20 protein-coding genes, 1 tRNA gene and 1 pseudogene are annotated in these 24,388 nt (G+C 49.2%); 11 read left to right on the top strand and 11 right to left on the bottom strand.

Annotation, left to right across the window (positions count from 1 at the left end):
* Nucleotides 1-27 precede the first annotated feature (27 nt).
* Complete coding sequence (locus tag ELAC_RS09180) at nt 28-195, top strand: uracil phosphoribosyltransferase (protein WP_420810331.1); 168 nt, start codon at nt 28-30, stop codon at nt 193-195.
* 9 nt (nt 196-204) lie between these two features.
* On the opposite strand, the gene ELAC_RS09175 is transcribed toward ELAC_RS09180, so the two are convergent.
* On the bottom strand, nt 205-1,323 hold the full coding sequence (locus ELAC_RS09175; RefSeq protein ID WP_143406487.1) for a pyridoxal-phosphate dependent enzyme: 1,119 nt from the start codon (nt 1,321-1,323) through the stop codon (nt 205-207).
* Here ELAC_RS09175 and ELAC_RS09170 point away from each other — a divergent pair.
* On the top strand, nt 1,259-2,542 hold the full coding sequence (locus ELAC_RS09170) for a replication-associated recombination protein A (RefSeq protein ID WP_098038974.1): 1,284 nt from the start codon (nt 1,259-1,261) through the stop codon (nt 2,540-2,542). The two genes, ELAC_RS09175 and ELAC_RS09170, sit on opposite strands and share 65 nt — an antisense overlap.
* 30 nt (nt 2,543-2,572) lie before the next feature.
* Here the strand turns inward: ELAC_RS09170 and pepN are convergent, their stop codons facing one another.
* Complete coding sequence (gene pepN / locus ELAC_RS09165) at nt 2,573-5,206, bottom strand: aminopeptidase N (RefSeq protein WP_098038973.1); 2,634 nt, start codon at nt 5,204-5,206, stop codon at nt 2,573-2,575.
* 418 nt (nt 5,207-5,624) lie between these two features.
* Between pepN and ELAC_RS09160 the strand changes: the two genes are divergently transcribed.
* Nucleotides 5,625-5,804, top strand: a complete 180-nt coding sequence (locus tag ELAC_RS09160; protein ID WP_098038972.1) for a hypothetical protein — start codon at nt 5,625-5,627, stop codon at nt 5,802-5,804.
* 158 nt (nt 5,805-5,962) lie between these two features.
* Here ELAC_RS09160 and ELAC_RS09155 read toward each other — a convergent pair whose 3' ends face one another.
* Nucleotides 5,963-6,739, bottom strand: a complete 777-nt coding sequence (locus ELAC_RS09155; protein ID WP_158227859.1) for a BPL-N domain-containing protein — start codon at nt 6,737-6,739, stop codon at nt 5,963-5,965.
* Nucleotides 6,740-6,998: 259 nt separating this feature from the next.
* Between ELAC_RS09155 and purU the strand changes: the two genes are divergently transcribed.
* Nucleotides 6,999-7,853, top strand: coding sequence for a formyltetrahydrofolate deformylase (gene purU / locus ELAC_RS09150; protein ID WP_098038970.1), 855 nt, complete (start codon nt 6,999-7,001; stop codon nt 7,851-7,853).
* Between the two features lie 119 nt (nt 7,854-7,972).
* Here purU and ELAC_RS09145 read toward each other — a convergent pair whose 3' ends face one another.
* Nucleotides 7,973-9,100 carry an efflux RND transporter periplasmic adaptor subunit gene (locus ELAC_RS09145; protein WP_098038969.1) on the bottom strand — a complete coding sequence of 376 codons (1,128 nt, stop codon included), beginning with the start codon at nt 9,098-9,100 and terminating at the stop codon, nt 7,973-7,975.
* A gap of 11 nt (nt 9,101-9,111) precedes the next feature.
* The gene (locus ELAC_RS09140) at nt 9,112-10,515 is read right to left on the bottom strand and encodes a TolC family protein (protein WP_098038968.1); all 1,404 of its coding nucleotides are present in this window, start codon (nt 10,513-10,515) and stop codon (nt 9,112-9,114) included.
* 316 nt (nt 10,516-10,831) lie between these two features.
* Here ELAC_RS09140 and ELAC_RS09135 point away from each other — a divergent pair, with 316 nt between their 5' ends.
* Nucleotides 10,832-11,983, top strand: coding sequence for an acyl-CoA desaturase (locus ELAC_RS09135; RefSeq protein ID WP_098038967.1), 1,152 nt, complete (start codon nt 10,832-10,834; stop codon nt 11,981-11,983).
* Nucleotides 11,984-12,135: 152 nt separating this feature from the next.
* Here the strand turns inward: ELAC_RS09135 and ELAC_RS09130 are convergent, their stop codons facing one another.
* The 4 genes from ELAC_RS09130 to ELAC_RS09115 form a co-directional block, all read right to left on the bottom strand.
* A complete protein-coding gene (locus ELAC_RS09130) occupies nt 12,136-12,828 on the bottom strand; it encodes a transaldolase family protein (RefSeq protein ID WP_098038966.1) in 693 nt (230 codons plus the stop codon).
* 16 nt (nt 12,829-12,844) lie between these two features.
* Nucleotides 12,845-15,373 carry a type II toxin-antitoxin system HicA family toxin gene (locus ELAC_RS11850; protein WP_098038965.1) on the bottom strand — a complete coding sequence of 843 codons (2,529 nt, stop codon included), beginning with the start codon at nt 15,371-15,373 and terminating at the stop codon, nt 12,845-12,847.
* A gap of 320 nt (nt 15,374-15,693) precedes the next feature.
* Nucleotides 15,694-16,488 carry a trehalose-phosphatase gene (gene otsB, locus ELAC_RS09120; RefSeq protein ID WP_098038964.1) on the bottom strand — a complete coding sequence of 265 codons (795 nt, stop codon included), beginning with the start codon at nt 16,486-16,488 and terminating at the stop codon, nt 15,694-15,696.
* Nucleotides 16,489-16,492: 4 nt separating this feature from the next.
* Nucleotides 16,493-17,128, bottom strand: coding sequence for a LysE/ArgO family amino acid transporter (locus tag ELAC_RS09115; RefSeq protein WP_098038963.1), 636 nt, complete (start codon nt 17,126-17,128; stop codon nt 16,493-16,495).
* A 199-nt stretch (nt 17,129-17,327) separates the two neighbouring features.
* On the opposite strand from ELAC_RS09115, the gene ELAC_RS09110 reads away from it, so the two are divergent.
* A tRNA-Leu gene (locus tag ELAC_RS09110) sits at nt 17,328-17,411 on the top strand.
* A 225-nt stretch (nt 17,412-17,636) separates the two neighbouring features.
* Here the strand turns inward: ELAC_RS09110 and ELAC_RS09105 are convergent.
* Entirely contained in the window at nt 17,637-18,275 is a 639-nt protein-coding gene (locus tag ELAC_RS09105) for a hypothetical protein (RefSeq protein ID WP_098038962.1), read from the bottom strand.
* Nucleotides 18,276-18,512: 237 nt separating this feature from the next.
* Nucleotides 18,513-19,106, bottom strand: coding sequence for a hypothetical protein (locus ELAC_RS09100; protein ID WP_098038961.1), 594 nt, complete (start codon nt 19,104-19,106; stop codon nt 18,513-18,515).
* Nucleotides 19,107-19,768: 662 nt separating this feature from the next.
* Here ELAC_RS09100 and lepA point away from each other — a divergent pair.
* From lepA to cmk, 5 genes and pseudogenes are all read left to right on the top strand, one after another.
* Nucleotides 19,769-21,577 carry a translation elongation factor 4 gene (lepA, locus tag ELAC_RS09090; protein WP_098038959.1) on the top strand — a complete coding sequence of 603 codons (1,809 nt, stop codon included), beginning with the start codon at nt 19,769-19,771 and terminating at the stop codon, nt 21,575-21,577.
* A gap of 138 nt (nt 21,578-21,715) precedes the next feature.
* A pseudogene (locus ELAC_RS09085) lies at nt 21,716-21,967 on the top strand (adenylosuccinate synthetase); the annotation flags it as partial.
* A 34-nt stretch (nt 21,968-22,001) separates the two neighbouring features.
* Entirely contained in the window at nt 22,002-22,793 is a 792-nt protein-coding gene (uppS, locus tag ELAC_RS09080) for a polyprenyl diphosphate synthase (protein WP_098038957.1), read from the top strand.
* Nucleotides 22,794-23,642 carry a phosphatidate cytidylyltransferase gene (locus tag ELAC_RS09075; protein WP_098038956.1) on the top strand — a complete coding sequence of 283 codons (849 nt, stop codon included), beginning with the start codon at nt 22,794-22,796 and terminating at the stop codon, nt 23,640-23,642.
* A complete protein-coding gene (cmk, locus tag ELAC_RS09070) occupies nt 23,639-24,331 on the top strand; it encodes a (d)CMP kinase (RefSeq protein ID WP_098038955.1) in 693 nt (230 codons plus the stop codon). Before ELAC_RS09075 ends, cmk begins: the two co-directional genes overlap by 4 nt.
* Nucleotides 24,332-24,388: the final 57 nt, after the last annotated feature.

The following is a 24,388-nucleotide window of genomic DNA, read 5'->3' as shown; positions in this document are numbered from 1 at the left end:
GAGAAGGGCATCCATGAAGAGCGGCTGATGCTTGTCTCCATCATCGCTGCACCCGAAGGCGCCGCCCTGATCGCCCGCAACCACCCTAAAGTCAAGCTGGTTATTGGCACTCTTGACAGGGGATTGAATGCCAAAAAATTCATACTGCCGGGAATCGGCGACTTTGGCGACCGCTACTTTGGAACCGATGAATAGAAAGCGGTCTCAATCGCAAGAAGGAAGACAAGCCCTGAGCTCTTTTTCAAATCCAAAGAGGGAGGAGAGGCCGCCGGAGTGAATCACTAAGATATCTCCCTCCATTTCCTTCGTCTTCCCCTCGCTAAAAGCTTCGGCAAAGAGCCTGCTGGAATAGACAGGATCGGTCCACACACCGCTGCTTTGAGCAAAAGAGACAAGGCCCTCCCACCCCTTCCCTGAAATGGGTTTGAAGGCTTTCTGCGTACGAGGCCGGAAGAGGGAAAAGTGCATTGAAGAGCTACAAAGCCGAATACCGCTCACCTCCTCCAGCACAAGACGCCACTTCTCCAGCTTTTCCAAGAAGATCTCTTCCTTGTCTGCCAAGAGGAGCACTGAGACCGAACCCGGATGCGAAGCCGCAGCAAGGCCCAAGATCAAAGCGATCGCCTGCAGCCCCGTCCCTGCTTCGATGAATATATGGTTAAAAGAGCAGCCTCTCTCCACTTCATTGCGTAAAATATCCGCTGCCAGGGTGAGGGCTCCAAAGAAAGCTTCGGTCAGATAAGACCCTTCGGGGATCACTTCCGCCTTGCAGCCTTCCGCCGAGAGCTTGCGTTGCAACGACAGAGCGATCTCTTCAACCCGATGCCACTCCTCCCGTTCCACGAATAGGAGCTGCCGACTTCCCACAGTCAGTTCGAGAAAGAGGCGGTTTCCCCTGGGAAGGGGATCTTTGCTATTCAATAAAATGGGAAGAGGGCGTATGCCCTTTTCGATGAGCAGCAAGCTCAAGCCCAGCACATTATTGGATTGGGAGCTGCCGATCAGAAGAGCCGTATCCACTCCTTTTGAGACAAGGGATGGCACAAGCGTCCGCCACTTGCGGATTTTACCCCCTGCGGTAAAAAAGCCCAGCTCATCTTCCCGTTTGATATACCAGGTGCCCTTGACCGGATGAGTGCCGGCTATCGGATGGATCCGGGACTCTTTAGGATAGTCTTCCTGGGGGAACTTTCCTGTCAGTTCATTTAATATATTCATCCCTGTAGTATAATGGTTTATAAAATCAAAGAAAAGAGCCATGGATTTAAAAAACCACACTCCCTTAGCGGAACGGATGCGTCCTAAAGAGCTGGCAGGGGTCATCGGCCAGGATCACCTGACCGGACCGGAAGGTTCACTCTCTCTTTCGATCAAAAAAAATCACCCCTTCTCGATGATCTTATGGGGTCCCCCGGGCTCAGGAAAGACCACCCTCGCAAGACTGTATGCCAAATCCTTCGACTTACCCTTAATCCAGCTGAGCGCCGTGACTTCCGGACTTCAGGATCTTAAGAAAAACATCCAGGAATTTACCGCCACCCCCCTCTTTGGAAAGAGCCGCTTTCTTTTTATTGATGAAATCCACAGATGGAACAAAAGCCAGCAAGACTTCCTCCTGCCATTTATCGAAAGAGGGGACTTCTTCCTCATCGGTGCCACAACAGAAAACCCCTCTCTCACAGTCAATAGCGCTCTTTTATCAAGAGTCCGTGTGTTCACGCTCAATCCCCTCGGCCATGAGCACCTCTCATCCCTTGTCGGATCTTATGAGGAACGCTATGGTCCCCTCCATCTCGATCAGGAGGCCCGAGAGTCCATTGTCGCCATGGCGCAAGGAGATGGACGCTACCTCTTCAACTTAGTCGACGGTGTTCAAGCGCTTGGGAAAGATAAGCCCCTATCCAAAGAGGAGCTTTCCCTATTTCTACAAAAAAGAGCGCCTCTCTACGATAAAGCCGGCGAGGGACACTACGGACTGATATCGGCTCTGCACAAGTCTGTCAGGGGGTCAGACCCCGATGCCGCGCTCTACTGGCTGGCAAGGATGCTCGAAGGCGGGGAGGACCCCCTTTTCCTCTCGCGGAGGATCATTCGGATGGCAACGGAAGATATCGGGCTTGCCGATCCCCAGGCGCTGGCTGTATGCCTGAGTGCCAAAGCCACCTATGAGGCGCTCGGATCGCCCGAAGGAGAGCTGGCTCTCGCCGAAGCGATCGTCTATTTAAGCTTGGCGCCCAAGAGCAACGCCCTCTATACCGCCTATAACAAAGCCCGCGAATCCGCCTCCAAAACAGCCCACCTGCCCCCGCCCCTTCATATCCAAAACGCACCCACTAAGCTGATGAAGGAGCTGGGATATGGAAAAGGCTATCTCTACGACCATGACCTCGAATACGCTTTTTCCGGGCAGCGCTATTTCCCCAAGGAGATGGAGAGAGAGTCCTATTACAGCCCCAAAGAGATCGGCTTTGAAAGGGAGATGAAAAAGAGGGTGGAGTGGTTTGACAGGCTGAGAACAAAACTCAATGAAGAAGGCGCCTGATAAAAAAAGGCGCCCTCTACTGGTTTGGCATCACTTATTCGACAAGCACTTCGACGCTATCTCAAAAACGTTCGGAGAGAGGTTGGGAGCTTTTAATATTGCCTCCAAACTTCCTCTCATCAACGCCTGCCGTTTATCATCCACCCTGGCATATTTTTTGAATCCAAGGGCAATGCTGGCCGCCACATGGGGATTGATCTGATCAAGGCGGATGATCTCCCTGGATATCAGCTGATATCCTTTTCCGGAAGCATCGTGAAAGTGATACTGGTTTTGCAAGAAAGTGCCGAGCAGCGCTCTGACATTATTCGGCACTTTCTCATCATAAACCGGATCTTTCAAAAGCTCGCCTACCTTCTCTTGCAGAGAAGCAATCTGGGATCCGGCCTGCACGGCAAACCACTTGGTAATCACAAGGGGTTCTTTCTTCCACTCCCTGTAAAATGCCGCCAGCGCCTCTTCCCTGAAGGGATTGGCATAGTTCGTGAGCAGATCGAGAGCCGAAAGCTGATCGGTCATGTTTTTCGCTTCCTTAAACTGCCGGTGAGCGATCTCAAACGCCTCTTCCCGCTGGGTGGCGACCATATAGGCCAGGCAAATATTCTTAAGCTTCCTCTGCCCGATCGCTTTGGTGTCCGTCCCGGAAGAGCCACTCTCCGTCAACTCCTGCCACTTCTCCTTGAAGCGCGTGTAGAACACCTCTCCGATCTCCCGCTTTAAAAATTCGCGGGCGGCATGAATCTCTTCGATATCGATGACCCTCTGCCGCTCACCAATCTCCCCTTCGCCGGGCAAAGAGAGCATGAGAGCTAAGAAGGCAGGATCAAGCTGGTGATCATCCAGCGCTTTTTGAATCCCCTCAAGGAGGTGCTTGTCCACAATCAGAGGCTTGTTTTTCTTCAAATCCTCCACCATCTCCAGGAGGCAGCCTGCGTAAAGCTCATAGGCGGCATCCCACCTGTTAAACGAATCGATGTCGTGCTGCATGAGGAATAGGCGTTCCTCTTTTCTGAGTTCTCTCTCTAAAATGATGGGAGCGGAGAAATGGCGGTTAACGGAGGCATGCGCTCCGACAGGAATGTTCTTGAATACGAATTTCTCTTTAGCCTTTGACACCTTAAGGACCGCTGTCTTGTCGCTGACCCTGGAAGCACTTTCACAGATGACGGAGAGAGGTTTTCCCTCCTTGTCAATAAATCCGACAGCGAGGGGGAAACAGAGGGGTTCGAGCCCTTTTTCCTCGCAGCTTTTCTGCTCGACTTCCAAAATGGCAGCACCGTCTTCAAAAGTCACTTGAGCCTTTACAACGGGAGTGCCGCTTCTTGCATACCACCTGGAAAACTGCTTCAGAGACTGCCCGTAGGCCAACTCCATCGCATGCAGAAAATCTTCGGTAGTCACGGCCTTGCCATCGTAGAGCTCAAAGTAGGTATCCATCCCTTTTCTGAAAAGGGCGTCGCCAAGAAGCGTTTTGATCATGCGGATGACTTCAGCGCCCTTGTAGTAAATCGTCGTCGTGTAGAAGTTATCGATCTTGATGTAAGACGTGGGCTTGATCGGGTGCGAGGTCGGACCGCTGTCCTCGGGGAACTGGTAGCGCCGCACGTACTGAACATCCTCGATTCTTTGAACACCCTTGTTGTGCATATCTTGAGTGAAATCCTGATCGCGGAAGACAGTCAACCCCTCTTTCAGGGTTAACTGAAACCAATCCCTTAGGGTAACGCGGTTTCCCGTCCAGTTGTGGAAGTACTCGTGGGCGACGACTCTCTCCACCCGCATAAAATTCTCGTCGGTGGCCGTCTTTTCATCGACCAAGATAGCATTGGCATTGAAAATATTGAGTCCTTTGTTTTCCATCGCGCCGAAATTAAAGGAGAGGACCGCAACGATCATGAACAGATCCAGATCATATTCAAGGCCAAAGACCTCTTCATCCCATTTCATCGCCCGCTTCAGTGAACTCATCGCGTGCAGGCACTTCGACTCGTTGCCCCTATCGCAATAGATCTTAAGATCGATTTTTCTTCCCGAATGGGTGATGTAGTGATCTTCGATCAAGCCGAAGTCGCCCGCCACTAACGCAAAGAGATAGCAAGGCTTCGGGAAGGGGTCTTGCCATTTGGTATAATGACGCCCCCCCTCCAAATTTCCTGATTCGATCAGATTTCCATTCGAGAGCAGATAGGGGTATTTGGCTTTGTCGGCAGAGATCTCTACATTATACCGGGACATAATGTCCGGTCTGTCAATGAAGTAGGTGATACGCCTGAATCCTTCGGCTTCGTTCTGTGTGCAGAGAATGTTTCCTGACTTATAAAGGCCCGAGAGCTTCAAATTTTTTTCGGGACAGACTTTCGTCTTGATCTCGAGTGTAAATTCCGAGGAAGGCGGAGCGATCGTCAACTCGCCATCCTTTTCTGAGAAGGCCGATTTATCCAGCTGTTTATCATTGATAGAGAGTGATATGAGCTCAATCTCCTCCCCGATTAGTGTCAATACTTCTTCCGGTTTTCTGTCCGGGGCGGCTTTGACTTGCATCCTGGAGGTTACCAAGGTCTCTTTTTCATCCAACTCGAATTTGAGATGGATATCGGGTATGACGAAGGGCGAACGCTTCCAGTCTCTGAGGTGTGTTTCGTGTTGGCTGCTTTTTTCTTGCATGGGATAGGCCCCTTGAGTTTGATTATCTTCTTTCGCTTTCTGCCTTCAGAAGAGTGCAGGTCACCCCGGAGTATACCCGGAAAACGAAAATTTATGGGAAGGGTTATCGAAATTTATGAGACTGCCTACAAACTCAAATCTGAATGCTTTGCTGCCGCATAGGGTTATTAGCTTCGAAAAAATCATACGATTTTTGTTTATGGGCGGTCTCTTAAGCTCCCGATCGTGTTGAAAGGAGGCAGGAAAGTCTACTCCAAAGCTTCTTCAAATCTTGCTAAGACAACCACAAGTCATTTAAAATCAGACACAAATACAATATGTCAATCTTATTTTATTAAAATATTTATTTTCATATAATTAGGTTATATGGATGTCTGCAACGGAATCTGCTAACGAACCCATCATTATGAGGTAGGCGATGATTAGGTTTTTATTGAACTTCTTTCTCTTTGGAATTCTCTATTTTCTGATCTACACATTCTTTCCGGATGCTTTCAGCACTCTCGTGGAGTGGGCGGGCAAAGTGTATAGCGCAGCGATCGAGTGGGGTCAAGTAGCTGCTAACTGGGCTTCAGAGATGATCAAAGGGGCTAAATAGCTTTCAGGCGGCGAGTTCTACGGAACTATCGCAAGGAAGACGGCTCTATCTTGGAGATAGCCTCGGGATAGAATGATTTTAAGTCACCTCATACTCTTGCTATTAGATGACTTACAATCTTTCTATCTCGGTGGCTCTCTCCGTATTAAAACCTAATTTCAAAAACCTTCGGTACAAAGCAACGCCGCAATCAGCGACTCAAAAAGAGCTTTTCTCTCTTTCTCCTTTTCCTCAAGTAAGGGATAAACAGCCTGCAGGTAAGGGTCTTTTTTGTTCAACGACGTGATTGAAAATTCGGGGTGGACGCCTGACAAGATAGCTTGCCCCCGGCCCACCGCGCACCGGATGATCGCCGGCGGATTTCCCGCAATCTCCGGATAGGTCGCAACCACTTTGCAAAATGGGGATGAAAAATCGCCCCGGAACGTGCATCCGCCGTTAAAATAACAGCGCAACGACTCTCTTTCCAAAGAGCCCAATGAAACTGAAACCGCCGCCGCCCGCACCCCGGCTTCGGTGTTGTAGCGGAAAACCCCCGATCCAAACGCAGGGCCCACAGCCTCTCCGGGAAACAGCTTCAGCTCTCTCTCTCCCTGAATCTCCAGAGATGTTCCTTCTTCAAAACGAACAAAAGAAGAGCCAAAATATGCCCCGGCGCATATTCCGAAGTAAGCCCCTCCCTCTTCAACCCACTCTCGGATGTTACCGACAGCCTCCCCGCTGAGGTGCTCAACATAGGGTAGATCTCGCCCTCCCGGCATGATGAGGAGGCGGGCACCTAAAAATGCGCTCTTTTCTCTTGCTGAATGGCGATCCAACAGCTCTATGCAAGGCAATTGTCTTTCCATAGATTCCAGAGAATGCATGAGCGCGCGGAATGATTTGCCACCGACTCCCGCGTCTTTGTAAACTAAAATCTTCTGTTTAATTCCCACCCTATTCTCCCGCACCTGATGCAGAAACTAATATTCGACTTGTCTCTGTATAAGTTCATAGGCTATTCTACTCGTTACCGTTTTTAAAAGTAAGAAACGGAGTGCACCGAAAGCCTATCAAAATTTGGCATGGGGCGTTGAGATCACCTAGGAATAGAAAGATTGCCTTCTCTTTGCCAAAGACCAAATTCTGAAACGCTTTTGATCTAAGATACTATTTACGGATTCGAATTTCGTCGATTTTTAAGGACACTTTCATATGGCGCGCATTACCCTTTCCCTCTCCTGCAAAGACCAGATCGGCATTGTCGCCAAGGTCGCAACTTTCCTAAGTGCCAATGGAGGGTTTATCATAGAATCCGCTCAATTTGGAGATCCTGACACCGGGCGTTTCTTTATGCGTACCCTCTTCAACGAGACCAATGAAAATAAAAGAGGGGTGGAAGAGTGGGAAAACGCCTTTTCCTCCATCGCTCAAGAGTTCGCAATGGATTTCAAGTTCCGCTCAAGCGAAGCCAAAGCGAAAGTGGTCATACTGGCTTCCAAGGCGCCGCACTGCCTCAACCAAATCCTCAACCTATACTCCGTTGGAGACCTCAGGATCGAAGTACCTGCTGTGATATCCAACCACGATGACTTAAGAGCCCTCTGCAATTTCTACCACATTCCCTTCTATCACCTGCCGATGGATAAGGAAGGGAAGGCGGCACAGGAAGAAAAGCTATACGCGATCATCGAACGCTACCAGCCAGACCTTGTCGTACTGGCCCGCTACATGCAGATCCTATCGCCGGGCCTCACAAATAAGCTCTACGGCAAAGCAATCAACATACATCACTCCTTTCTGCCTAGCTTTAAAGGGGCTAAACCCTACCACCAGGCATATGAAAAGGGAGTCAAGCTGATCGGGGCGACAGCGCACTACGTGTCGGATGATCTAGATGAGGGACCGATTATCGAGCAGGAAGTCGTGCGCGTCGACCACAACTACACTCCGGAGAAGCTCGTTCAATGCGGCCGCGATGTCGAAAGCCTCTCTTTGGTCCGCGCAATCAAATACCACATCGAAGACAGGGTGTTTATCAACGGCCATAAGACCGTCGTATTCCGCTAAATCCTACAGCGAGAGCACCGGGGCCTATTTTCCCATCGAGTACTCTTCAATTCCCGGGAGTGTCTCAAAATTCGAGACATTTTTTCGGCAAAATGGGCATCAAGTCCTTTTGCCGCAAGCTAACGCTCTCTTTTGACCACCACTTTGTCGCCCTCTTTCAACCCTCCGGCAATGTAGGCGATTTTTCCATCCACGATCTTGACATCCACCTTCTTAGTCTCCATCAGCCCATCCGGACCAAGGAGCGTCACTTCACCGTCATCGCTTAATGCACTTAAGGGAAGGAGAGCTACCTCGCCAAGATCGGGGCCCTCAATCTCAACGTGAACTTGGCTGCTCAAGAAAAGCGGTACAGCATTCTTTTTACTCTTAATCCCGAGAGGATCTTCTACCAGCACCACTACCCTGGCCATAGTTCCTGCGTCATCCAGATCGCCAAGCACCCGCACGGCAACGCCCTCGGTCACTACGGCAGTGCCGTTGCCGAGATCCTGGATCACATACGCTTTTCTGTTCTCCAACCCGTTCCTTTTAAGGCAGGCAATTTTACACACCCTTTCATAGGGGATGCTGACAATAACCCTGAAGACATCCGTCCCCGCAATCTCGGCAATCTCAGTGCCTGCTGAAACAATGGATCCTACATCTTTAGCATCCTTTAAGACGATGCCGTCAAAAGGGGCCCGGATTTCAGTCTGCTCAAGATCGCGCTCAGCCTTTTCAAGTTTTTTTTCCGCGGCCACAAGCTGCGCTTTCTTATCCTCCAGCTGCGGCCCTCTCAAAACCAGTTCTTGGCCAACCGGATCGACAAGAAGACCCCCTCCCAAAAGCTTCCACTCATCTTCGGCAACTCTTTTCTTGCCCAGCTCGACTTTATATTCGTATTCCGCCCTTTTCAGATTTGCCCTTTCCCCTTCCACCATCGCGATATAGTCTGTCGGGTCGATCTTGGCAAGCAGCTCTCCCTTGCGTATGCTGCGGCCTATCTCAAGCGAGGGCGAAAGGAAAACCAAAGTTCCGGCAGAGAACGGAAGGATCGGCACTTTCTTGACTGCTTCGACAACACCCGAAGATCGGATTCTCAGTTTTTCAGGTCTCAGCTTCACTTCGATCACGTCGACAACTTCGGCAGGGACTGCCTGTTCGTCCAATTTCTTTTTCGACAAGGTTCCCAGATACCCGGAAAAGAGAACCAATGAGATGAAGAGCGCCGTCATTAGCGCCAGTGCTTTTTGAAAAATTTTCATAACCGCTTGCCTTATAAGTCCGCCTTTTCCCTCTGACACTCACTTCGTCCGAGCGCGCGATATAAAATCGCCCGGTTGGAAAGGAGCTGTTTGCGCTCTTCGGCTGCCACCCGCTCCAGTTGCTGCACAAATGACTCCTGTGCGATGACTGTCAGATAATCCTCCAGCCCACGAATATAGCGCTCTTTGGCCATGGCAAGATTCATCATGGCCAGTTTGAGCTGCTCATCAGTCTCTTCAATGCGCTGAAGAGATGCTTTCTCTCGCACGGCGGCACTCTCCACTTCAAAGACAGCCCTCAGAAATACCCCGGAAAACTCTTCGATGCCCTCTTGTAGAAGCTGATATCTTACAGCGACTTCGGCACGTCTTTTTCCCCCATCGAAAAGGGGGGTCGCCATCGAAAGGGCCGCATCCATAAGACCGTTTCTCAAAAAGCAGAGCACATTTTCAGACTTATACCAATAACCTGCTGAAAAGCTAAGGTCAGGGTAGAGATCCGCGATCGCCTCTTCCACATCAAAATCCAGGGACTTCACCTCGCGTGCTAAAGCCCTAAGATCTGGCCGTCTCTTGATCAGGTCAAGAGGAGCGCCCATGTCAGGAAAGGGCGGCAGCTCAATCGAGGCGATATCGATATCCAGTTCACCATGCGCTTGCGGCAGCCTGCCCCTCAAGATGTCGAGTTGATAGCCGCTGATACGAATCGACTCCTGTACGGGAATCAAGGCGGACTTGGTGCTCTCCAGCTGCAGCCTCTGCTGGCAGACGTCGAAAGCAGAAGATTCGCCATAAACATAGCGCCGCTCCAGCATCTTAAGGAGCTTGCCGCTCGCTTCGATCTGCCGCTCTATAATTTTTTTCAAAGTCGTCTTTTCGGCAAGGGTCAGCCAGGCGTCGGCAGCCATCTCTGCGATGAGCTGGCGGGCAGCTTCCAGATCCTCTTCTTTGCCAAAAGCTTTCATCACCGCCGAGAAATAACCGGAATCGAGTTTACGAAAAATATCGATGTCATACGAGAGGGTGGGATTGAAAAGAAGCCCTGCCCCCCCTCCATCAGAGTGGAAAGGGGTGGAAAGTCCCGCAGCCAGATAAAATTTTTCATTGAGGTCGATTTCAGGCATTTTTTCCGCGTACGCCTTCTTCGCCTCGGCTCTGGCCTGATATAGGCGGGAGTAGGCCTGCCTGATCGTGAAATTTCCCTGAAGAGCGGATTCAATAGCGGCATTTAGCTCCGGCTGGTTAAACTCCCTCCACCATAGATAATCGAAGTTCTGGCCTTCCTCGTAGTTTTGAAAGGCCGCATCCTCCTCCACCTCCAGGGGAATTGATCGCAGACGATGATGCACCGCGCATGAGGACAAGCCTACAGCAAGCACCAAAAGAGAGAGTGAAATTTTAAATTGTCTCTTCATGGGAAGCTTTCCGGATAAACTCTGGCGATCAAAATGTTCTTCAATTCCTTATAGTTTAAAAAAATCTATTTGGCAAAAGATATGCCCAATCCAATTTTTAATTCATACAAAACACGCGCGCCCTGACTACGTCTCGCCTAAGAGACCACTCTTAAACAACTATATCTTATTGATAATTTTGATCTTAAGTAGACTACACCCTTCAAAAAAATTGGTTGATTTTCCTTGAAAAAACAGGCATTCTGTAGCCTTATATATAATTCTTTGACTATATAGTAAAAATTTCTGGCCGATCACAACAAACTAAGGGGTTAGCATGTCTAGTTTTTCCAATCTCGATTTTTCAAGAGGCGTCAATTGGGTGCCGGCGACATTCATTACCCTCTACCAATCCATACTCCTCCTCGCTCTGCCCTTCTATTTCTATTACACGCCTCCAAGCTTAGGACTCATCCTGATGACCGTTCTGCTGATCTCGATGACCGAGCTCAGCATCACCGCAGGATACCATCGCCTCTACTCTCACAGGGCCTATAAGGCCAATCGCTTTTTGGAAAGTGTCATTTTGTTTTTCTCCTCGATGGCCATGCAAGGCAGCGCCCTTCGCTGGTCTTACGATCACCGCATACATCATGCCTTTGTCGACACTGATAATGACCCCTACAGCATCAACAAAGGATTTCTCTACGCGCACTGCCTCTGGATATTGGAAAAGCCGCGCAAGATCGAAGACAAGGTCGTTTCCGACCTGCTCTCAAACCCTCTTGTCCGCCTTCAGCACCAGTGGTCAGTCCGGCTCATGATTCTCACGAACGTGCTTTGTTTCCTCGCAGTCGGATACTTTTTTTCCGACTACCTTGGAGCCTTCGTAATGGCTGTCTGGTTCAGGCTCTTTGTCTGCCACCACTTCACTTGGTTCATCAACTCTCTTGCCCACACTTTCGGGTCAAAGCCCTTTTCCCAAGAGATGACAGCTGTCAACAACTGGCTGATTTCTCTCGTTACTTTCGGCGAAGGCTACCACAATTTCCACCACACCTTTGCCAACGACTACCGCAACGGCATACGCTGGTACCACTTCGACCCCACCAAATGGCTTATCTTCGTTCTTAATAAAATGGGACTTGCCAAAGACTTGAAAAAGATGGATCCCTTCGCCATTCAGAAGAAGATGATCACCGAAGGAAAATGCCATCTGCTAACCCGCCTGCAAGAGCTTTGGTATGTGAAGAAAGAGGAGATCGAACAGGAGATCCAAGAGGTTTCAGACGGAATAATCGCCAAGATCAACGCCATGCAGGATCTGAAAAAGCGCTACCTTGAAGCAAAGAGTCAAGATGACCAGAGAACGCTCGCCCGGGATCTCAAACGTCAGTTCAAGCATTTGAGGAAGGAACTGCGCGCTGAGTGGAGGCGATGGAAATCTCTCTCCTCCAGTATTCAAAAATTGAAGCCTTTGCCCATTTAATCTTGAAGGGCACGGCCGGCTGACGAGTGCTCAAAATTGGGTTTTGGGCAGAGAGAAAGCCCTTGAGATTGAGGCATTGCAAGGCGCCTAATATTAGAACTATGAAGCGGCTTGCAACATCTCCATTAAGGGGCTTTCTCAAAGCCAACAAATCAAATTTCGAGACACTTTCGATATAAGTCGGAGTGATTGAAGAGTTGATCCCGTTTGCTGCCGAAATCATCCTGGAACTGGTATAGCGCTTTCAGCGCCCCTTCAGGAATGGTCAGCAGCTGCCTGGCGACGCTTTCCGGAAGAGTCGCCGCATCCACACCCAGCTCTGCCGAGAGAAAGAGATGGTCTAAAGAGCGGATTCCTGCGGCCATGATCTTGGCATCCGACCGAAAACTTCCCTTCAATTTCACTAAAAAATTAAGCAGCGAAGCAGGATCTTTGCCCTCGTCGACAAACCGGCCAATATACGGTGCGATGTAGGTAAAGCCTCCACTGATCGCTAAAAACGACTGTCTGAAAGAAAGTACAGCCGTTCCAAGAGCCGACGTGGCGTTATCTCGCAGCACTTGCATCGCCGCGACACCTTCTGGCACGACAGGAATTTTCGGCAGCACGCGGTCAGAGATTTCCTTCAGAATCGATGCCTCTTGAATGATAACCTCTTTGGTTTCCCCCATGACTTGCACCGCGACGGGCCCGTCTTGAATTTCCAGTAATTTTGAGATAACTCCCCTCGGATCCATGGTCGATTTCGAAAGGATCGAAGGGTTGGTCGTAACGCCATGCAACAGCCCTAGATCTTTGAATGCAGAAATGATCCCTTCATCCAGGCTATCAATCCAAATTTCCATGTTCCACTCCGCCTATTTATTTTTTTTCCTGCTTATGCACCAGCGATTGTGAAATTTGCTGGCGGACATTTTTCACCACCCCTAGCGAAAGAGCATCTTTCGATCCTGAAGGAATAGTCGCCCTTCCCAATTCAGTATGTGCCGGATGCTTATACTGCAGGTGCCCGCCTCCAGCTTTGACTAACGCCCAGCCGGCCACAGTCAACTCCTTGGCAAGCTGCTTCCAGTACACATTCCTCAGGGAGTTCTGCCCTGAATCTGCGGAAGGGTTGTCAATTTCTTGTTTTTCCGCTTCTGTGATATGTGCGTCAAGATTTTTTGCCGATCGTAAAAATTGCTGCCTGCAGTGGGTAAACTCTTCAATGACAACTTCAGCTCTCTTCTCCGGAAGCTGTTCGGAAGACTCCGGCATAAGGGATGGATTGGAAGAGAAATTCTGAACTGAGGATATCGTGTTTGAGGGAGTTACGATAGGCTGAGGGCCAGTATTTTCTACGCGAAGCGTCCCCTCATTACCCGAAGTATCCGTGATAACACGGGCGCTCTTCGGCAGGGGGGGCGTCTTTTTCGCACCTTTCGGGTTCACCCCTCTTTTGCTTTTTACTGGCTTCTTGCCCCCTTTTGTGGAATGGGTTTTCACTACCTTGGGAGAGAGATCAAACATCTCCCCTAATTTATCTTCTAGAACAGGTAATTGTGTCTCTATAACGTGAAGAAACTCTTCGACTGTTGAAAGCAGCTTTCCAAACGCATCCAGCTCTCCTTGATCCAGTGCGCCACCCCCCTCTCCCTGGGAGAATTTGGGCAGCTTCTCGACCAATGCTTTTGTTTTGTATTTCAAAAAGGGAACAAAAATTTCTTCAAACCTTTCGATCAAGACACTGCCAAAGTAATACACCTTTTCGGCCGAGGCAAAAGCGCCGAGCCGCACCTCGCTGATAATCGCCAGTTCATCCCGTTGATGTTCTATCAGATCGAGAAGAGAACAATTCTCATTGAAGATCTTGAACACTTTTTCCTGTAGTTCCGGGTGCTTGGAGCAAAGCTCTTCAAAAACGGTCAATATATTCTCGGCACACTGTTTGAAAGAATCAATTTTTTGATCCGAGACTGCAATCCCGCGCTCCACAAGCGACCTCTCAAATGCCCTTAAAATGCCATAAGAGGGCATATCGATTGATTCCATAGCAAGCTTGACAAGTCCGTGTGAATACATTGTTTCCATGGCACTCACCTCATCTGCCGCAACCTCAATGTCGCCCCCCGCTTCCCCTCTTTCCATGAATTTTCTTAAATCTTCAGCACTGATGCCCCAAAAAGGAGCGAGATGATGTGCCAGTTGGGGTAATAAGCGCAGGAGTTGGCCTTGGTATATTTTGAGTGGCATCAGATCATTTATAACGCTTTTATATAGGTTCAAGAGTTGCTGAGGACTCGTCATTTGTAATTTAATGGCCTGTTCGATTCTACGCAGCGCAAACTCAACACGCTTTTCCACTACGGGGTCGATCACCCCTCCGATACACTTCCAGGCATCCAGCGTATGACACGTGAATTTTTTCACCTTGAAAAGCATATCTTTGGCTGTCCTGAGGTAATCGAGCGGAGCTTGGTGAAACAATGGGTCTTTTGTATCATGGCAGATCGAACCGAGAGTCGACCTTAAATTGGCAAAGGAAAAAGGATCCTCTTTCACCAAAATACCCTCTACCGTTGACAGTCCCTCCAACATATTCAAGAAGATGTTTTTGCTTTTGCCACAGGATCCCGGCAAGGCATCTTTTAAATAGCGCTGCATTGTATCTAGAAGCATTCTCATGAGGAGTACGGTAGACTTGGCACTCACCGGAATTGGGGCTGTGTCGGTAATTTGCACACCATTCTGCCGCTTTTTCCTGATCACATTCTGATGATCCCAGAGCAGTTTCGGTGCGCTATAGACCACGGAAACAGCTGTTATAAAGGTGTCGAGAGGAAAATGGATACTGATCGCCCCCTTTCTGCTAAGTTCTTTGAGATCGAGACAATCAAACACGACCTGCGTAAGGCATGCCCTTAAAAGAGTGACCTCATCAGAGGCCAAGCCTTTAGTCGACCGCACAAGTGCCTGTGGGATTTTGGAAAGAGGAAGCGGCAATGTCGATTCAAAGCATCGAAGCCCTTTGGCCTGATGATTTTTCCACGGTTTCTGCTGCTTCTTTACAGTGAATTGCATATCTTTGAATATAATGTCATGCGCCTCCTGTTCTTGCCTGTTCTCGAATTCCCTTTGAATGCGCATCTGCATCTGCATGATCTGGAAGGGATCAGAGCAAAAAAACATGACCTCGTCTTGCTCGTCTTGCTCCCGCTCAAAAGCCCTTCGGACAACCTCTTCGATATCCTCATTTCCGTTAATTTCAACCGCCCGGAAATCCATGAAGCTTCCCCCCTCTGACAGGCTGATCGCTACAGGGGTTGGAAGCGAAGGCGCCGTCGCGCCGTTTAGCTGCTGCCCACTTCCCGAATGTGTTCCTGTGCCTTGCGCTCTTTGGGTAGGCTCCATTTCTTACTCTCCAGTAAATTATTTTTTATAAAACAATTAATTAGATGAAATTTTTTAAGAAAATTATCGTATCATACAAAACGAATTAGACTCGCTCTATAAAATTGATTTTAGGGAGTGGATGTATACCGAAAAGATCTCAAAAATTGGGATGTGGGCTTTGAGAAAACTCTCGCGATTGAATGATCGCAAGTCACCTCATATTTCTAATATTAGATGACTTTGTATCTTTCAATCGCGAGAGCGTTCTCTTTGCCAAAAGCCAAATTTTGAGACACTTTCGGTATATACCGAAAAGATCTCAAAAATTGAGGACGGCTTCATTGCATCGTTGAGAATAACTGGAGAAAGAGAGCAACCTCTTCGGTGTTTTGTAAGATGTAATCAGCATGGGTCTCTGTTTTCTCTCCCATCACAAAAATGGAAACGCCATTTCCTTTCACTGCCCTAAAAGCATCTTCATCGGTAACATCGTCCCCTATCACGATGGGACACTCCCTTTTGGGATCAAACGAGATGCTGTCCAGAATCCATTGGACCGCCTTGCCCTTATCCCAATCAAGAGCCGGTTTCAGCTCGAAGAGGCATTTCCCGGCATTCATTTTGAGGCGGGGAAACAGAGTGGACGTTTCTGCCACGGTCGTGCGAATAATGGGCTTGAAGCCCTCCTCCACCATCCTGTCGTGGATGGCGATGGAAAAATCCTTGTTTTCCAAAACAACGCCCGGAAGAGAAGAGATTTTTTCTTTGAGCAAAAGGTAGGCCTCCTCAAGATCTTTCCGATACCTCGCCGCCTCCGGCAGGCGAAACACCACGCCGGCATCCGTCTCGATAACGAAACCATGACTTCCTGAGATATAAAGGGGCATATCTCCGAGAAGCTCCTTGATGTCTGCCAATGCCCTGCCACTGATCACTGCCGTGAAATAGCGGCGGCTAAGATCTTCTAAAACTTCCTTCATCTTTGGAGGGAGTCTGGCGTCTTTGGGGTGGGCTGTAATCGGAGAGAGTGTGCCGTCGTAATCTAAAAAAAACAACGGCCGCTTTCCTTGAAGCTTATCCTGAATTTCTTGCCATCGCACCAGTGCAGAGGGTTTGTCTTTTGCTGATGTCATTTGCTTACCTCATATATGAAGGCACTTCATGCTGGAAGAGCTTCCAGGCGATAAATAACATGGCGGTACCGATGAAGAGGTCGATACCGATTTGCCACCTCCGTTTTTGCAAAAGGGGCTTTAGATAGCGGGCGCCATAGGCCAGGGAGAAAAACCAGGCTACGGAAGCCAGGCAGGCACCGGAGAGGAAGATCGCTCTTTCACTGCCGCTCTCAAGGCCGGCAGCCACCCCGCCGATCAAAACCGTGGTCTCGAAAACGCCCTGCGGATTTAACAGGCTGAATCCCAGTGCCGTCAGGAGCGTTCTTTGCCAGCTGGCGGGAGGAGGCGCCACCCCTTCAGGGATAAGTCCGCCTCGGAATGCCCGGCGATAGCAGCGCAGCCCGTAATACAAAAGAAAGAGAGCTCCGCCTGCAACAAGCCACCTTTTAACCTCAGGCGCCTCTTCGATCATCATTCCGGCACCCACTCCCCCCACTACTATCAGAAAAGCATCTCCTAGAGAAAACACTGTTGCCGTCAGCAAGACATGTTTCCCTAAAACCCCCTGTCTTAGTACATAGAGGTTCTGGACGCCAATAGGGAAGATTAGACTCAGAGAGAAGAGGAAGGCTTTAAAGAAAAGAGCTGTCTCGTCCATGCACCCGGCCGGTTGATCGAAATGTTAAAGACATATCATAGATAAACCCTAATTATCCTGAAACAACTTGAAAACCACCCTTTCGCCCATCCATTGAAAAGAGACTCCACAGCTCCCTCCGCCCTCATTTGCAAGCACTCCGATTTTTTTCTGTGCATTAATCCGCGTTTAGACTACTATTTTCTTTCACTTTACTGATGCGGGCATGGCGGAATTGGCAGACGCGCTAGATTCAGGTTCTAGTGGGGGAAACCCTGTGGATGTTCGAGTCATCTTGCCCGCATCACTTCTTCTTACCTCTCTCACTCCCTAAATCAAATTAAATCCCTCTCTTTTTTTTATACTTACTGCCAAAAGCTAGCCTATATCGAAAGTGCTTCCAAGTTCTTTGACAGGCTTTCAGCACACTAATCTGCGGGCAAAAAAAAACCGGCGTAATGCCGGTTTGACCTTTGAGTCCAAAACGCGTGTGGATATAGCCACCCGCGCTTGAAAAAACTTACGTGGCCTAGACTATTTCTGCAAACTGCGCCCGACCGATCTGCTGAAGAATGCCTGGCAGAGAAGCGAAGAACCCCTGACCTTCCGGCTTGATATACCCTCTCTCAAGAGCATATTGCACTGTTCGGGCGTATTTCTCCTCGTTTGACATCTGGCTTTGGAAAGATTCGATTAAATCCTCTGGAACGATGCCCCTGGCAAGATCGGCGCCTATTTTCTCGCCATCAACCAGCGACAACAACTGATTGAACAAGGGCAAGGCGGCAGTTTCCATCCTCTTTGCAATCTCATTAACCTTGTTCAGCGCTTCAATAATTTGGTCTGCCGCTTCCGAGGGAATTCCGCCGCTGATTGTCGCTTTGGCCAAAAAGGCAACTTCTGGAGGAGCAAATTTATCAATGCATCTAGCGCTAACTTCTTGAAGCGCACGCTCGGCACGCTGCCAGTCGGACTGGCCAAAAAGAGCCTTGACGGCATTCCAGACGCGGTGCAAAAGGGTGGCGATCGATCCTAAGAAACCTTCGCGATCGACATATCCAAAGATTCCTTTAATATCAGCGATTTCTTGATCGGTTGCCATCTTGGCGCCTACAGCGATGCTGCCAGCGAAGTCATAGGATCTTTCAATAATAGGGCTAATTGCCATAAAGCTCTCCGTTTGGTGATTGAGAAATTAAAATAACAAGCAAAACAGTAACAGGTATTTATATTAAGATAAAGTAAATAAATATTAAGAATGAGTAAAGAAAAACACTCAAAGGACTATTCTACAATTGGTCATGGCGGCCCTTAAAATCTCGGTCAGCTCTTGAAATCTCGTCCCCGGCTCCTGCTACAATGTCCAGCCACTTGCAGAGTTTTGAGACACTTTCGATATAAGCCCCTATTGAGCTAATCTGCTCGCCCATCTAATCATTTCAACGCCTTCGGAAGTTATGTATTCCCTCTCTGCAAGGAGAGTAAATATCCTATGGGAAAGCTCCTCGTCACCCGGATGGGTCTCTTGCCACGCTATCCAACCACCTTGATCGAAGATACCACTCCCGCTGGCCAGATCGGCACCGATTCTTTCTTTGTTAACACACTGAATACAAGCCTTGAATATTCCCAGAAGAATCGTATCATGTTGCTTTATCGCTCGATTGAGCGAAGTCAAATTCTCCAAAATATTCATTGCCAGCTCTTCAGAGGGTAACTCCCTGGTTGAGACAGGCAGCAACAAACGGTCTTTGAGTTTAGCTTGAACTGAAGCTAAAGAACTCACCGCCAGCTCCCAGTCCGATTGCCAGAAAATTGCCTTGATGGCGTTCCAGATACGATGAACAAGATCTCTGATACTCCCAAGAAAACCCTCTCGCGGAATATACCCCAAAAGCCCCTCAATATCGCGGCTCTCCTTCTTGGTGACAAAATTTGCCTGAAACGCAATAGAGCTGATCGTGTCGTAGGACTGGGTGATGATCGGACTGATTGACATTGAATTCCCTCAACATTTAACACAAAACACGACACTTTATCATAATTAATTTATTAAATAAACAAGAAATTAAAAAAATCATAATAACAAGCAGCATTCAATTTAATTGCAATATCCATGATAGTAACGGACGCCTCGTGCCTTGCTGAGTTCAATTTACCTTATCCGAGACAAAGCAAACGACCGAATTCGTAATACAGCAAAACTCTTTCAAAACCGGCGGTTTTGGCAAAACAAAGCCAATAGACTTCTTTCGAAATTCCATTCGAGGGCAAAAATGGCTCTTTTTGGCATCTTTGTTGTAAAATTTTTCGACTATGTGTTCTCACATGCTCTCAAAATTTTCCAACAAATCTGCTCAAAAATAGCTCATTTTATCCCTCAAAGCGAATTTCGAAAGAAGTCTAATATTAAAGACACTTACGGCATCTCTGTCTTCAAGCTCAAAAAATCCTTCGCCAATTTGGAGTCATATACTGAAAGTTTTTCGAGGCTTATATCCCTATGGAGCAAATAAATCATACGATTTCATTTTGTAGGCAGTCTCTAAGATCATGATTTGAAATCTATCCCGCAATCAACTAAGATCAATGGGGCCTGCCATTCTTAAAAATCTTAGCAGGCGACCCCATCTTTTAAGCTAAAGTGATTGCAAAGGAACCATGGAAGAGTACAACATCCGCAACATCCGCAATTTTTCAATCATCGCTCACATCGACCATGGCAAGTCCACCTTAGCCGACCGTCTGCTCGAGATCACCCATACGGTAGCACAGCGGGATATGCAAGAGCAGCTGCTCGACGCCATGGATCTGGAACGCGAGAGGGGCATCACGATCAAAGCCCACCCGGTGACGATGAACTACCACGATAAAGACGGGCAGGTGTATCAGATCAACTTCATTGACACACCGGGCCACGTCGATTTCTCATACGAAGTTTCTAGATCACTCTCTGCCTGTGAAGGAGCGCTTCTCGTCGTCGATGCCTCTCAGGGAGTTCAAGCGCAAACGCTGGCCAACGTCCACTTAGCCCTCGACAGGAACCTCGAAATTATCCCCATACTCAACAAAATCGACCTCCCTGCCGCTGATCCACCCGAAGTACTCAGGCAAATTGAAGAAGTGATCGGCCTTGAGACAGGCAATGCCGTCAGCGTATCGGCAAAAACAGGAATCGGCATACCCGAGATCCTGGACAGGATCGTCCACAACATGCCACACCCCAAAGAACCGGAAGATGACCTCCTGCGAGCCCTCGTTTTTGACTCCCACTACGACACCTACCGGGGAGTCATGGTCTACATCCGCGTCTTCAGCGGCGAAATCAAAAAAGGCTCGGTCATCAAGATGATTGCAACGGATAAAACCTTCGAAGTGCAGGAAGTGGGCATCTTCACCCCGCATGAGAAGGTCAAAACGTCGCTAAGACCGGGAGAGGTCGGCTACCTGATCGCCAACATCAAAAATACAGGCGACGTCAAAATCGGCGACACCGTGACCGAGCTGAAAAAGCCGGCCCCCAAGCCGTTGCCGGGCTTTAAAAACATCACGCCTGTCGTCTTTGCCGGCATCTACCCGGTCGACTCCAGCGACTTTGAGGCGCTGAGAGACGCGCTGACCAAACTGCAGCTCAACGACTCGGCCCTACATATCGAGCAAGAGAGCAGCATGGCCCTCGGCTTTGGCTTCCGCTGCGGATTTTTAGGACTTTTGCACCTTGAAATCGTCTTCGAGCGTCTGCAAAGGGAATTTGACCTCGACATTATCTCCACAGCCCCTTCGGTCATCTACAAGTGCCTGATGAAAGATGGAAAGATCATGGATATCGACAGCCCGGCCCACTACCCGGATCCGTCGCATATCGAGATCATCGAAGAACCCTGGGTTACTTGCCATATCATGGTTCCAAGCGACTTCTTAGGAAGCGTCATGAACCTCTGCAACGAAAAGCGCAGCAACCTGGAAAAAACCGAGACGTTAAGCAGCACCAGGCTCCACCTGACTTACAAGATGCCGCTCAACGAGATCATCACCGATTTCAATGACAAGCTGAAGTCGATCACAAAGGGCTACGGCTCTTTCGACTACGAATTCGACAAATACAAAGAAAGCGACATCATTAAGCTTGAGATCCGCGTCAACGACGAACCTGTCGATGCCTTTTCCTGCCTTGTGCATCGATCCAAAGCCGAAAGCAAAGGACGAGCCCTTTGCGCCAAGCTGAAGGATGTGATTCCCCGCCAGCTCTTTAAAATCCCTATCCAGGCGGCGATCGGAGGAAAGATCGTTGCACGCGAGACGATATCGGCGCTTGCTAAAAACGTCACCGCAAAATGCTATGGCGGTGATATCTCCCGTAAGAGAAAACTGTGGGAGAAGCAGAAGAAGGGTAAGAAGAAGATGAAAGAGATCGGAAAGGTCAGCATCCCGCAAAACGCTTTTATGGAAGTTTTGAAGACCGAAGAGTAGATTTTTGTCTTTTGAAATGATATACCCAGATGAACGCAAAATTCCGCTTCTGCTTTTTCGTCAAATTAAAAGCGAAATTTTGAGACACTTCCGGTATAATCTGCAAAAACAATTCAGAAGATTATTTTACGAGGAGCTATGCCGTCGGTAGTTGTAGTAGGGACGCAGTGGGGTGACGAAGGAAAGGGCAAAATCGTCGACATCCTTGCCGGAAAAGCCAGGCATGTCGTGCACTCGCAAAGAGGCAACAGTGCCGGACACGCCATCGTCGTCGGTCAAAAAGAATACAAACTCCACCTCATACCCACCGGAATTCTCCATCCGGAAACACGCTGCTGTATCGGGGCGGGCTGTGTTATCAACCCGGAAGTGCCGCTGCAAGTGATCGACCTTTCCAAAGCTGCCAAGGATAAGGAGTAGGCAAATGCAAGCGGCCGAATACCTGGAGACCTCTTTACCGTTGACTGCTGAAGAGCCCCTTTCCATCTACACTCCCATGGACCTGCAAAAAATCGATCTGAAAGAGGTGCCCCGTCATATTGCCTTTATCCCTGATGGAAACAGGCGCTGGGCGGAAAAGCAGCACAGAACCAGCTCCTTTGGGCACAAGTCCGGAGCCGACATCCTGATCGACACCGTCAAGGCTGCCAAAGAACTTGGCGTCAAAGTTGTCACATTCTATACCTTTTCCACGGAGAACTGGAGCCGCCCCCCCGGCGAAGTGGATGCCCTGATGTGGCTTTTCCACAGCTACCTCCTAAGCAACAGGCAAACGATGCTGGACGAGGGAATCCGCTTGGGGATTATCGGCGACCTCGGTAAAATCCCCAATCCTGCCCATGACACCATACTACAATCCATCGAAGCCACAAAAGACTGCCCTCACATCGACATGGTACTGGCTATCAATTACGGCGGAAGAGACGAGCTGCTCCGCGCTTTCAAAAAAATCGCCCGCTCGCTTCAAGACGGAACGATGAAACCCGAAGAGATAGATGAGTCGACAATCGCATCCCGCCTCGACACCACTCCTTGGGGGGATCCGGAACTGCTCATTCGTACCAGCGGCGAGATGCGCATCAGCAATTTCCTGATATGGCAGCTTTCGTACACCGAACTCTATGTGGCCGATGCGCTTTGGCCTGAATTTAGCCATCTCCATCTCTTGGAAGCGGTTGCCGCCTATCAAAAACGTCAACGAAGGCTTGGAAACTAGATGAATAATTTACAGCAGCGCCTGCTCGCCTCCTCCGTTGGCATCCCGCTCGTCTTGGCAGCAATCTATTTCAGCACCGAGCCGCTCTATAGAGTATCTTTCGCCGCCCTCCTGTCGCTCATCGCTTTTTTCGCGCTTAAAGAGTTTTTCGCGATCACCTCCGTCAAGGGGGCCAAGGCTTTGACCCTCCCGACACAACTGTTCACAGCCACCCTTCTTTTCTCAGCCATCTGCCTGCCTCACATACCGGCGCTCTCTTGGCTAATCGTTCTGATCTATTTTCTCTTCAGCTTCTTAATCTTCTTCAGGTCTGGATCGGAACCGGTCACTAACTTAGGCGCCACCTTCTTTGGATTTTTGTACGTGACCGCTCCTCTTGCCCTCATCGCGCTCATTCCCGGCATGGAGGAAGCAGAAAAAAACGGCAGGATGTGGCTTCTTTACCTTCTGGTTGTCTCCAAATCCACTGATACAGCCGCATTTTTCTTCGGCAAGCTGCTCGGCAGAAGACAGCTCGCTCCCTACATCAGCCCTAAAAAAACCTGGGAAGGGGCGCTGTTTGGCTTCGCTGCCGCTATTGTCTTCAGTCTTATGTTTTCCCTAGTCGGAAGCCACTATGGTTTCAACCTTTCCCTGGCGGGAAGCGCTCTTCTTGGCGCCCTCCTCAGCATCGGAGCCCAGATCGGAGATCTCTCCGAATCGCTGCTCAAGAGAGACGCCCAACTCAAAGACTCCAGCTCCCTTCCAGGACTTGGAGGCGTTCTCGACATCGTCGACTCGCTTGTTTTTACCTCCCCTCTTTTATATATATGGATCAAATACGGTTTATCTAATGGAGTGTTTGCATGATCATCACGATTGACGGCCCAATCGCCACAGGAAAAAGCTCGATTGCCAAAAAGCTTGCCAGAGCTATCGGCTTTATCTACTTCGACACCGGGGCTATGTACAGAAGCATGACATGGGGTCTCCTGAAGCACAACATCAATCCCGATGATGTTGAAGCCGTGAAGGCATACCTTGAAAAGTTTGATTTCGATATCAAGATACGGCAAGGCGATCGCTACTACTATGTCGAGGGCGAAAATATCACAGACGCCATCAGGGGAGAAAAAGTGACCTCCGCCGTCTCAAAGATCTCCGCCATGAAAGAGGTGCGTGAGAAGTTAATGGCACTGCAGCGGGAGTTTTCCATCGGAGTCAACGCCGTCTTTGAAGGCCGGGACATGGGCACCGTCGTCTTCCCTGACGCCGAGGTGAAGATTTTCCTGACCGGCAGGCCGGAAGTCCGTGCTAAGAGGCGTTATGATGAACTGAAGGCGAAATACCCTGAAGATTTCAAAGAAATGACGATGGAAAAAATGCTGGAGGATTTAAACCGCCGGGACACAGAAGACTCCACCCGCGAAATCGCTCCTCTACGGCAGGCACCCGATGCCCTCGTGATCGACACCTCTGACCTGACCGTCGAAGAGATTATTCAAAAAATCCAGGAATTTAAAGATACCCGCAGAACGCGGCTGAAAGAGGCAACTTAAAGAAGTTGGCCGGGCAATCCGGAGCTGCCTGCGAATTATTTTCAAGCTGTCACCAAA

The sequence above is a fragment of the Estrella lausannensis genome (assembly GCF_900000175.1).
GTDB lineage: Bacteria > Chlamydiota > Chlamydiia > Chlamydiales > Criblamydiaceae > Estrella > Estrella lausannensis.
The sequence above is the reverse complement of the archived record's forward strand: the minus strand, read 5'-3'. Positions and strand labels throughout refer to the sequence as shown.